An 11765-nucleotide genomic window follows, 5' to 3' on the forward strand; every position below is an offset into this window, starting at 1 on the left:
TCTTCCCGTTTTTGTGCCTAACTGGTTGTGCCAGTTGGGAAAAATGCTTTTTGTTATTTGGGTTGAATTCTGCCGGCCAAAAGTTTGCTGTTTTTAATTCTCCTCTGCTTAGGAATGTTTGACTGTTTTTTTTAGATACAAAGCGGGGAGGGAAACCAAGAAAATTGTCAGAAATACGCCGATTATTTGGTTTCTTATCTCTAGGCGAAGGTCTAAAATATTAACGACAAAGGAAACGACTAATAATTGCAGAAAAATCGCTTCTGTTTTAATTTCTTGTTGTCGGCTTAATATGTGTTTGATTGCTACCAGAAAAAAAGCAATATTCAAGCTATTAATCGGCTCCAATATAATAACTCTATGCAGGAAAATTGAAATAACCGCTAAAAAGATAAACCCGTCCATTACCAATTCGTTTTGTTTTTTGCCAAATTTGGTTTTTTTGGTTGATGTTGGTTGGTTTTGGCTAGAATGGGGTGGTTTTTTGGGCTGGCTGGGAGAATTGATTTTCCAGACACATTGCCACTCGCTGACGGGATTATTATTAATTCTCCCAAAGATTTTGACTTCGTTGCTTCCCAGCTTTAAAGCATTTAATTTTTGTTTGATTTCCCCTGCCAGCAAGTCATAATTTACGGGGTTATTTTCTGGCCGATTCAAAACTATGGTTAAGCAATTTTTTGCCAAATTGACTTGCACTTTTAGCTGATGAGAGCCAAGGACACTTTGCAAGGCTTGATAAATTTCTAGGCGTTGTTTTTGGAGGGGAAAAGCTAAATTTTGGGCTGGTGTTGCCGGTTGCGACAAACTGGGGTTTAAGGCTTTAATAACTTGGGCTGTGGACAGATAGCGGCGGTTGAGGGCGGGTTCGAGCATTTTATCTAAAACTTGCCCTATTTGGTCGCTAATTATTTGCCTTGTATAATCTCGCCAGGCCCAATTTCCATCGCGGTTATCAAATAAGTCAAAGGGTGACATTTGCGTTAACAAATGCACACAAGTTACGCCTAAACTATAAATATCACTGGCAAAGGTTGCTTTGCCTCGCAGTTGTTCGGGGGCTGTGTAGGCGGCGGTTCCAATAATGGTATCGGTTTTTTGTAAGCTGCTTTTGTCTACGAGTTTTGCTGCGCCAAAATCTACTAATACCAGTTGTTTATCCTGCCGGCGGCGAATAATATTTTCTGGTTTAATATCGCGGTGAATGAGTTGGTTGCTGTGAACAAATTGCAACACCGGCAGCAAATCTTTTAAGAGTTTACGAATCTTGATTTCATTAAATGATCCGGTTTCGGCTAATTCTTGGGCAAGGTTGCGCCCTTCTACAAATTCTTGAACTAAATATTGCTGTTTTTCTTGTTCAAAATGCGCGAGTAATTGGGGAATTTGGGGGTGTTTTCCCAAAATTTCTAAGCGGAAGGCTTCTTGTCGAAATAACTCGGCTGCTTTGACTGTATTAACAAAGCCTTGAGCTTGAGGAAAAAATTGTTTAATAACGCAGCGAGGGCGGTGGGAGTTTTGTTCGTCGGTGGCTAAAAATGTTCTGCCAAAACCACCGGCGCCGAGCAGTTCGATGGCTCGATATCTTCCGCCTAAGATAATTTTTTCGCCACAACTCAGGCAAAATTTTGCATCACTGGGGTTTTGTTGGGGCTTTTGGCAGTGGGGATTCAGGCAATAGCTCATACTGGCAATAAATCCGCAAGTAAATATATGGTAAGGCTTTTCAATCGTTTGTAGCGTAACAAGACAAAAAAGTTATCAAACTTAAAACTGATTACAGATAGTCAAGCCACCGGTTTAAACGGCTGGCTGCTTAATGTTTTGTTTCTCCAAGGGGAATTTGGTTTTGAAGCTGTTGGCTACTGAAGGCTAATTGTTTTTTTTGTTTTTCCCCGCTTACCTTAACACATCCTCCGCTTTTCATGTTTGTCTAGTTACGCCCTAACGCTTTCAGCATTTTTACTTAGTTGTCAGGGCAATTTCTGTTTTCTTGTTGAGTTGTAGAACCTAACCTACTTTTTAATACCAATTAAATAGTTAACGCTGGCTAATTTTTCATTGGTGGTAGGGCTGAGTTGGGTAACAAATTCTTTGTTTAAATATTTGCTGGGGTGGTCGAGAAGTTCGCCAATTTTCATGTTTTTAAATTCTTCGGCAATGTTGGGTGGTAATCCTTGAATATAACTGTTGAGAAACCAAGTTAATGCCCAAATGGGTAAACCAACATCTTGCACGCCGGCTTCTAGGATTTCTATGTTGTTATCAAAGAGGTTTTTTAAGCCGCTACTTGTCATGTTGTAATAATGGTCTGGATAGCCATGAAAAGGTTGTAAAAAAGGCACTTGAATATACAGAGTACCTCCGGGTTTTAAGACTCTCATTATTTCTTTGGCGCATTCAAAGGGGTTGCGGACGTGCTCAAGGACGGCAAAGGAAAAAACGGCATCAAAAATGTTAGATTTAAACGGCAGTTTTTCGCCAACTCCTACTACATCGGTGGAGGGATAGCCGACGATTTCAAAGTTAATTATGTTAGCTACGTTATAGTAGTCTTTTACGCCGCAGCCGTTGTCTAGTATTAATCCGTCGGAGAATTTTTTTATGATGTTTTGGGAGATATTATCGTAGCCGGTGGTGGAAATGTTGTCTGTGGGTTTGATTTTGGCGTATTCTATGAGGTCTGGGGTGAGAAAGTTATAGTGGAGTTGATTATGGCTAAAGGTTGAATGGCAATTTGGGCAGTTAATTGTTGTTGCTAAATGTTCTAAGTTTTCGGCGCTACAAACAGGACAGCGAAAGGTGGGTAGGAGTTTTTTAAGTTTTTGGCTTTTAAGCTTCCAAAAAGCCTCAATGGATGCTTGAGCAACAGTGAAGGGAATGGCAATTTTATAGGAGGTTTGATTTAAAATAAAAGAAATTGACCAGGATGTTTCAGGGGCGAGTGCAGGAATGGCTATTAAATGTCTAAAACCAAAAATGTATTGCCCAGGATAAGCTTTTACGACATCAGGCCGGCTTTCTTCTCCTAGCAGTTGGTGGGGGATGCCGGTGTTGCAAATCGTGCAGTTTTCTATGGGGCAAAGTGCGGCGATCCAGCCGCGAATTATGACAAAAGTTGAGGTGATTTCTGCGTTAAGATTTGGCGAGTCAATATAGTAGGTAAAAGGCAGATTTCCTGTGGTTGAGGATAAGTTATTTTTTGGAAAAAATAGCGTTTTTTTGACTGTTTTTAAAATTTTTCTCATTTTAATCTTGTGTTCGCTCGTATGCTTGAGCCAGCGGCCACTCGCCAGTTACCTATTTCCTCTACTCAAAATCGTAATGAGTATGATATAGTTGTTACAGTTCTTAAATATACAGCGGTTGCGCGTGCGGGTAAGCTAAAGCTGCCTTGCCGTCGCCCTGGCACGACTACTAGATTACCATTGAAGGAGAAACGGTTCATGGAATGCCTCAGAGTTGGGCAAACTGCCCCTGACTTTACCGCTACGGCTGTGGTCGATCAGGAATTCAAGACGATTAAACTGTCTGACTATCGTGGCAAATATGTTGTTTTGTTCTTCTATCCTTTAGACTTTACGTTTGTTTGCCCGACTGAAATTACAGCATTTAGTGACCGGCACGCAGATTTCAAAAACATCAATACCGAAATTCTTGGTGTGTCCGTAGATAGCGAATTTTCTCACTTGGCTTGGATTCAAACAGACCGTAAATCGGGCGGCGTTGGTGATTTAAATTATCCGCTTGTTTCGGATATCAAAAAAGAAATTAGCACTGCTTATAATGTGCTAGATCCTGATGCAGGAATTGCGCTTCGTGGCTTGTTTATTATTGATAAAGATGGTGTGATTCAACACGCTACGATCAATAACTTGGCTTTTGGTCGCAACGTAGATGAGACTCTACGGACGCTACAAGCAATTCAGTATGTGCAATCTCACCCGGATGAAGTTTGCCCCGCCGGCTGGCAGCCTGGTGATAAAACCATGACTCCTGACCCGGTGAAGTCTAAAGTTTTCTTTGCTTCGGTATAATTTAGGAAAGTGGTAATGGGAAATCGGTAATCGGATTTTGCCATTACCGAGTTTCTCTTACCAATTACCTAAATTATGCTTACTTCAACAGATTTTTCAGGTTTATTTAACGAGCGTTTTTTTCAAAATTTTTTGCCTGTTCCCGCTAATGATCAACTTTATATGGAAGTCTGCCCGCCAGACTTTGAGTTGCCTAATATTACGGGTGGAAATCGTATAAAGTTATCGTCTTATAGAGGTAAAATGCCGGTGATTTTGGCATTTACTCGCATTTTTACAGAAAAGCAGTATTGTCCGTTTTGCTACCCGCATATTAAGGCGCTGAACGAAAATTATGAAAAGTTCGTAGAGGCGGGGGCGGAAGTTTTGATGATTACAAGTACAGATGAACGGCAAAGTAAAATAGTCGTGCAAGATTTGAATTTAAAGATGCCTTTGTTGAGTGATCCGAAGTGTTTTGTATTTCGTAAATATGCGACCGGCCAAGCTTTGGGCGCTCCTTTGCCGGCGCAGTTTGTGTTAGATATTCAAGGCAAGTTACGCTATCGACATTTATTTTCTTTTTTGGATACTAATGCTTCTGTTGATAAATTATTGGCAGAGTTAGAGGCTGTTAAATAATTTTTCTATTGACAATTAGACAGCCTTTTGAGTTGGGTTCCCAGGCTCAACCTGGGAACGATAAACAATATCTTTGCCACAAATTTCTATAGGTTTCTTCGAGAGTTTGGGTATGGGATACAGCATCACACAAGGGCGATGATGCTACTCTTTCTCGCATCTGTGATCTTAATTCAGAAAGCTTGTTTAAATCCCCTGCTAAATTCACGGCTTTGCTTACATATTCTTCTTTTGTTGTTGCAATTAATTCCGACATTCCTACAGTAGAAAGCAGGCTGACTCCCACCCGGCTTGCATGGGTATTTCCGGCTAATGAAATAACAGGAACTCCCATCCATAATGCCTCACAAGTTGTAGTGGTGCCGTGATAAGGAAACGGATCAAGAGCAATATCAATGTTGCCGTAAAATGCTAGGTGGTGGCTGCTGTCAGGAATTAAACCTATTAACTTTACTTGATTGCTTTTTATACCATTTTCTGCAAACATTTTCAAGTATCTTTCGCGGGTTTTTTCATCATCAAACCAGCGAATTTTGAGGATAATTCGAGAGTTGGGCACGCTGTGGAGAATTTGCGACCAAAGGGCAATTACTTCTGGGGTAATTTTGGGTAAATTGTTGAAAGATCCGAAGGTTACACGGTTGATAGTTTTGGCCGGTAATTCACTTATTTGGGGGGCGTTTGGTGCCGGCTTGTAACAGAGAAAACAACGGGGTAAACGTATTAATTCTTCGCTGTAATAAGCATCGGTTAAACCGGCTGGATCTGCCCAATTATCAGTAAGGCGATAATCTATTCTGTTAGTGCCGGTGGTGTTGGGATATCCCAGATAAGTTAGTTGCACCGGCGCCGGTTTGTGGAGGAATGTTAGGAGGCGGTGGTTGCCGGTGTGGCCGGCTAAATCGATTAAAATATCTATACCATCTTTTTGTATTTTTTCAGCTAAATCATCATCATAGATTTGAGAAATATCACACCAATGATCAGTTAAACTTCTCAGGCGATCTGTAACTGCATCAGGGAGGGAAACATTGGCGTAACCAAAAACTTCAAATTCTTGTTTATTGTGGTGTTGTAAAACCGGCTCAATAAAATAGGCAACCGAATGCTGGCGGAAGTCTGGGGAAACGTAACCAATGCGTAATTTTCGGTTAGGATCTCGGAGATTGGGATAAGTTTTTGGGGGGGTTATATTGGCGGCAAAATCTTCTCCCCATTGCCGGTGTGCGTTGGCTATAAATTCTGGCGTGTTGGCTGAATCGTAATTTAAAGAATACAAGAAATTAGAGTGTCCAACGTAATAATTAGGCTCAAGTTTTAGGACTTCGCGGAAACATTCACCGGCTTCTTGTACACAACCTTTGTTATTTAAAGCGTAGCCTTTGTTAACCCAAGCTGCTACTAATTCGGGCTTAATTTTTAGGGCTTCATCACAGGCGGTAATGGCTTCGCTTAATTGGCTAACTTGACTGAGGGCGTAGCCTAAATTATTATAGGCGACGGCGAGTTTAGAGTCTAGTTGGATGGCTTGACGCAAAGCAGGAATAGAATCATTATACCGGCCCATTTCATTATAAATTGAACCGAGATAATAATAGGGGAGAGCGTTTTGGCTGTGCCGGTTTATTGAGGTTTCTAAAAAGCTGATGGCTTCTTCATATTTCCGCTGAATTTGCCATAAGGTGATAAGGGCTTCTAAGGCTTCTTTATCCTCGTTTTCGAGTTGTAAGCAATAGAGGTAATGGCTTGCGGCTGTGCTGTATTCTTTTCTTTTTTGTAAGAGTTTTCCCAGGCTGAAATGGGCAGATTTTGAGGTGGGATTTTGACTGATTATCTGTTTTAAAACTTTCTCGGCTTTTTCGTTTTCTTCGAGAGTTTCGTAAGTGGAAGCGAGGTTTAATTTGGCTTCGGTAAAATTGGGGTTGAGTTGCAGGCTGGAGTCGTAGGCTTTGATAGCTTCTGGGTATTGCTGTTTGGCTTTTAAAGCGTTGCCTAAATTATAATAAGCTTCTGCATAATTTGGCTGAATTTCAAGGGCTTTTTTGTGATATGAAATGGCTTCATCTAGTTGTTCTAAAGCTTTGAGAGTGTTGCCTAAATTGGTGTAGGCGCGGGCAAGATTGGGTTGTAATTGGATTGTGTGCCGATAATATTCTGCGGCTTCGGTATAGTTTTCTTGTTCTTGCAATAATTTAGCTAAATTAAAATAAGCTGCTGCTAAGTTTGGTGAGAGTTTGATAGCTTGCCGGTAGGCATTTATGGCTTCATCAAAATTGCCTTGAGTTTGTAAAGTGTTGCCCAAATTATACCACAATTCGGCACTATCGGAATTAAGTTTTAGGGCTTGGCGGTAACAGTTTATGGCTTCGGGAATATGGCCTAAATTTTTGTAAACGCTACCGAGATTTATTAAGGCTTCAATGCGGTTGGGTTGAAGATTGAGGACTTGTTGATAGGCTGTTAAAGCTTGCTCAAATAATTGTTGTTGGTGGTAGCTAACGGCGGTTGCAAATAGTTTGTTAACATCTTGTTTAGGCGGTTGTTTGCCAAAGCCTTTTTTAGGTGAATTTGCCATTGTTTTGTCTTGATTTTTTAGGTAAAATAATTAAAATGGAACTTTTTTAGTTGATTTTCTGTTAGGATAACATAAGACAGGGTGTTTGCCAATTATAATGAAAACAGATCCCTTATTTTACCGGCTTTTTCAGGAACTACCCAGCAGCTTCTTTGAGTTGATAGGAATGCCGGCATCCACAGCAGAGGCTTATCGTTTTGAATCACCAGAATTAAAACAGACAGCCTTTCGCATAGATGGACTATTTGTGCCGGTAGATCCAGAATCAAAACTGCCGGTGTATTTCACTGAAGTGCAATTTTATAAAGACGAAAACACCTACTCAAATTTATTTGCGGAAGTGTTTTTGTATCTCAATAAAAATAACCCCACAGCTTCCTGGCGTGCAGTAGTTATTTACAAACAGCGGAGTTTTGAACCCAGCAATATAGAACCTTATCAAGAATTGCTGAATTCCCCAAAAGTGACGCGAGTGTATTTAGAAGAACTGCCAGAAGAAACAACGTCATTGGGAGTGGGAATACTGCAATTAATTGTGATGGCAGAAGCCAAAGCAGCAGCCAGAGCAAAAGAATTGCTAGAACAAACAAAACAGGAGGTAAAAGACCAAGCATTCCAGAAAAATGTTTTAGAATTGATCCAAACAATAGTGCTGTACAAATTCCCTACTTTGAGTCGAGAGGAGTTGGAAGAAATGCTAGGACTTGATGATTTGAAACAAACACGATTTGGTCAAGAAATTCTGGAAGAAGGTAAGCTAGAAGGCAAGCTAGAAGGCAAATTAGAAGGCAAATTAGAAGGCAAGCTAGAAGGCAAGCTAGAAGTAATTCCAGAGCTACTGGCGCGAGGTTTTAGCGTTGAAGAAATAGCTGCCATACTTAAACTAGACATTGAACAAGTAAGGCAGGCCGGTTAACAAATTAGCTCGATGCTCAGTCCACCGAAACCTTGACGCGGTGGACATATATCGGCCTACGAAATAGTTGTTGTAATGCCGGCACTAATTAACAACTCACCCCCCGCTGTATTATTGTAGGCGTTGTAACTGTTTGCTCCGATAATAACAGTACCGGCAGGTGTCCAACCTTGACCGGCTGACGTAACAGAATTTCCGGCAATACCATCAATAATTAAGCGATTTGTGGTGTCGGATAAATCCAAAACATCGAGCCGGTTGAAACTCAAAGAATTGCCATTTCCATTGAGGTTAATATACTCAATGCCGGTGATTTTGTTATTGGCAATGGTCGTTAAATTTAAGGCTTGATTGATACCATCCAACCTTAAAGTATCCGTACCGCTACCGCCGCTAATACGCCCGAAAGTATTATCTGCAATAGAGATAACATCATTACCGGCACCACCATTAAGAACATCCGCACCGCCACCACCAATTAAGGTATCGTTATCTTGGGCACCAAATAAGCGGTCTACAGCAGCAGTGCCGGTGAATAACTCGGCATTTGTACCGCCAGAGTTGGCAACAGAATTTGTGAAATTACCTCCAAATAAAACATAAGACAGACCGGCATTTGTATTAGCACCATAGGCACCAATTAACAAATCATCATAACCATCACCGTTGACATCCCCCGCCCCACTAACAGACCGGCCCGCCTGATCCGCAGCGGTAGTGCCAGGAATAGCAAAACCTTGGCTGGCGGTTAAAGCATTTAAATTGACAGCATCCGTGCCAGTTTTACCATAGACGAGGTAAGCAGCGCCGGTGGTGGTATTGGCATTTCGTGCACCCACAATTAAATCATCCAAACCATCGCCATTAACATCCCCCGCATTGCTGACAGAAATACCCGCTTGATCATTTGCAGCGATACCATTAATCACAAAACCATTGGTACCCAGCGTATTCATATTGACGGCATTCGTGTTATTTTTGCCAAACACCACATAAGCAGCGCCGGCATTACCATTAGCAGGATAAACACCAGTCACCAAATCATCAAAACCATCACCGTTGACATCCCCAGCAGCACTCACACCGCTAAAAGCTTGAAGGGCCAAAGTTGGTGCTCCTCCTGGGAAAGGGTTAGGGCTGATACCGCCAATAACAAAACCACTAGGGTTAGCCCCACCGGTGCCAATTGTATTTAAAGCAAAAACACCATTAATATTTGGCCCGCCAAACACCACATAAGATTGGCCACCGACCGCAGCCGCACCGGCAACAACGCGAGTTCCCACAATCACATCATCATAACCATCGCCATTGACATCACCAGCATTGCTTACAGAAACACCGGCAAAATTACCAGCACCTATGCCGGTGACTGCAAAACCTTCAGTATTGCCAACAGTACCAAGATTGCTGGAATTAACGTTTGTATTGCTTGCTTTTCCGTAGACAATAAAAGCTCGCCCTGATTGATTATTGCCCCCAACAGTGCTACGCCACGCACCAACAATCACATCATCAATACCATCCCCATTGACATCACCAGCATTGCTTACCGAGTTGCCGGTGCGATCACCAGCTACTCCGGCAGCAGAAGCCACTGCACCGTTAACTGCAAACCCTTCAGTAGTGGCGGCGGCGGTTAAATTGCTTAAATTTACGGCTGTAGTGGTAGTTTTTCCATAGACAACAAAACCCGAACCTGAGTTGATAACTCCGTTAGGATCGGCATCCGGCGCCCCAACAATCAAATCATCAAAACCATCATTATTTATATCACCGGCTGCACTAACCGACCAACCGGCAAAGGTCGTTCCCCCACCGGCACCCCCATTAAAACCTACGATTTGAAAACCACCGGTTCCTAAACTACTGAGAGTGATAGCGGTGTTATCAATTTTGCCAAACACTACATAAGCCCTGCCGGCATTCCCAGCCGTTGGCCCGCCGGCTGCGCTATTGGGTGCACCAATAATTACATCATCTAACCCATCGCCGTTGACATCACCGGCAGCGCTGACACTGAAACCAGAGCCCCCTGGGTTGCCATTCAACGCAAAACCCCCCGTCCCACCGGCCACCACACTCAGCGGCAAACTTGTCGGAAGTGCGACATCTGCTTTGATATAACTTTGGTCGTCTTCTGTGGCGATAAAGTTATTTGGCGTTGAGTCTACATCTGTTTGACCTTGCGCTGTCACCTGTGCAAAATTGCTGATGGTGCCATAAACAGAAACCGTGCCACTAAAGGTAAGAGTAGCACTCGCACCGGCAGCTAAACTGGGAATTGTCCATAGGCCGTTTGTATAAGTGCCGGTGCTGGCTGTGGCTGTCACCGTTTGTCCAAAAATAGGTAATTTGTCGGTAACTGTGATACCGGTGGCTGGGCCGGTTCCTGCATTTGTGAGACTTACCGTAAATGTGAGATTGCTTCCAACGGTAGGCGCAGGATTACTTACGGCTTGAGTTAACTGTAAGTCAACTGTATTACTTGTGATATTTACCGTTGATGTAGCGGTAGGACTGAGGTTGTTTACAACACCGGCATCATTGACTGCAAAATTAATCGTCCGCGCTGTTGTATTTGGACTTGCGGCGGTGTTGCGATAGGTGACACTCCGTAGCACTTGCTGATAGTTTGCTAGGGTATCGTTACCACTTAAAGTCAGCGTTCCATTTAGATAGTTTGCCGTAATATTGGTGCCGGTTGTTGTTGCCGCCAGCAGTTCGTTTGCACCGTCTAGCACGTTTGTAATAGTAACAGTTGCACCGGCAAGGTTAGCATTATCAATATCGCTAACAGATAGGTTTGCAGTATCCACAATAGCAACGGCTGCACCCCCAGCAGTAAAGGGAACCGGCCCGAAATTAATGCCTGCTGTTGCTACACCGTTGAGGTCGAGTGCCGGTGCATCATTTACAGCAGTATTTTGTAGTGTTCGTATAACATTGTTACTATTTGATGTGCCATCATTGACACTAAAATTCAGTGTTCGTAGGGTGGTATTTGGATTTTCTGAGGTGTTTTGATAAGTGATCGAACGCAGTGCTGTTTGATATTGTGCAACTGTTGCATTTCCTGACAGCGCTAGGGTGCCGGTGGCTGAATTGTAAGTGCCGGTGATCCCATTTTGTGCTGTAAAATTCAGCACATCTTCTGGTTGGAATCCTGTTATGCTGACTGTTGCGCTACTCAGGTTTGCTGAGTCTACATCTGTAATAGTTATTCCTGAATCTATTGCTATTGCTGCACTATTTTCTGTGTAGGTTAATGCTGTGGCTGTGGCTGTGAGTGCCGGTGTATCATTTACAGCCGTAATATTTATTGTGCGTGTTGCAGCCACACTATTTGATGTTCCATCATTGACAGTAAAATTCAGTGTTCGTGCTGTTGTATTTGGGTTTTCACTGTTGTTTTGATAAGTAATAGATTGCAGTGCTGTTTGATATTGTGCAACTGTTGCATTTCCTGTCAAAGTTAACGTGCCGGTGGCTGGATCATAAGTGCCGGTGATGCCATTTTGTGCTGTAAAATTCAGGATATCTTCTGCTTGGAAATTTGTAATGCTGACTGTTGCACCGGCCAAAGAAGCTGAGTCTACATCTGTAACAGTTATTC

Annotated in this window: 7 protein-coding genes; 3 read left to right on the plus strand and 4 right to left on the minus strand. The window is 42.5% G+C overall.

Annotated features, from left to right (window positions below; all coding sequences use genetic code 11):
- Positions 1–108: 108 nt before the first annotated feature.
- Together NG798_RS18785 and NG798_RS18790 are read right to left on the minus strand one after the other, a co-directional pair.
- Positions 109–1686, minus strand: a complete 1578-nt coding sequence (locus NG798_RS18785; RefSeq protein WP_261225236.1) for a serine/threonine-protein kinase — start codon at positions 1684–1686, stop codon at positions 109–111.
- A 329-nt stretch (positions 1687–2015) separates the two neighbouring features.
- Positions 2016–3248: a class I SAM-dependent methyltransferase gene (locus NG798_RS18790; protein WP_261225237.1), complete on the minus strand. Its 1233-nt coding sequence runs from the start codon at positions 3246–3248 to the stop codon at positions 2016–2018.
- A 198-nt stretch (positions 3249–3446) separates the two neighbouring features.
- On the opposite strand from NG798_RS18790, the gene NG798_RS18795 reads away from it, so the two are divergent.
- Positions 3447–4037, plus strand: a complete 591-nt coding sequence (locus tag NG798_RS18795; protein WP_261225238.1) for a peroxiredoxin — start codon at positions 3447–3449, stop codon at positions 4035–4037.
- Positions 4038–4112: 75 nt separating this feature from the next.
- Complete coding sequence (locus tag NG798_RS18800; RefSeq protein WP_261225239.1) at positions 4113–4658, plus strand: peroxiredoxin; 546 nt, start codon at positions 4113–4115, stop codon at positions 4656–4658.
- Positions 4659–4704: 46 nt separating this feature from the next.
- Here the strand turns inward: NG798_RS18800 and NG798_RS18805 are convergent, their stop codons facing one another.
- Positions 4705–7233 carry a tetratricopeptide repeat protein gene (locus NG798_RS18805; protein ID WP_261225240.1) on the minus strand — a complete coding sequence of 843 codons (2529 nt, stop codon included), beginning with the start codon at positions 7231–7233 and terminating at the stop codon, positions 4705–4707.
- Positions 7234–7330: 97 nt separating this feature from the next.
- Here NG798_RS18805 and NG798_RS18810 point away from each other — a divergent pair, with 97 nt between their 5' ends.
- Positions 7331–8149 (plus strand): Rpn family recombination-promoting nuclease/putative transposase, encoded by an 819-nt coding sequence (locus NG798_RS18810; RefSeq protein ID WP_261225241.1) that lies wholly within the window; start codon positions 7331–7333, stop codon positions 8147–8149.
- A gap of 56 nt (positions 8150–8205) precedes the next feature.
- Here NG798_RS18810 and NG798_RS18815 read toward each other — a convergent pair.
- Positions 8206–11765: CARDB domain-containing protein (locus NG798_RS18815; protein WP_261225242.1), on the minus strand; the 3560-nt coding region annotated here is incomplete at its 5' end.

Origin of the sequence: Ancylothrix sp. D3o (genome assembly GCF_025370775.1) — a bacterium.
Lineage (GTDB): Bacteria > Cyanobacteriota > Cyanobacteriia > Cyanobacteriales > Oscillatoriaceae > Ancylothrix.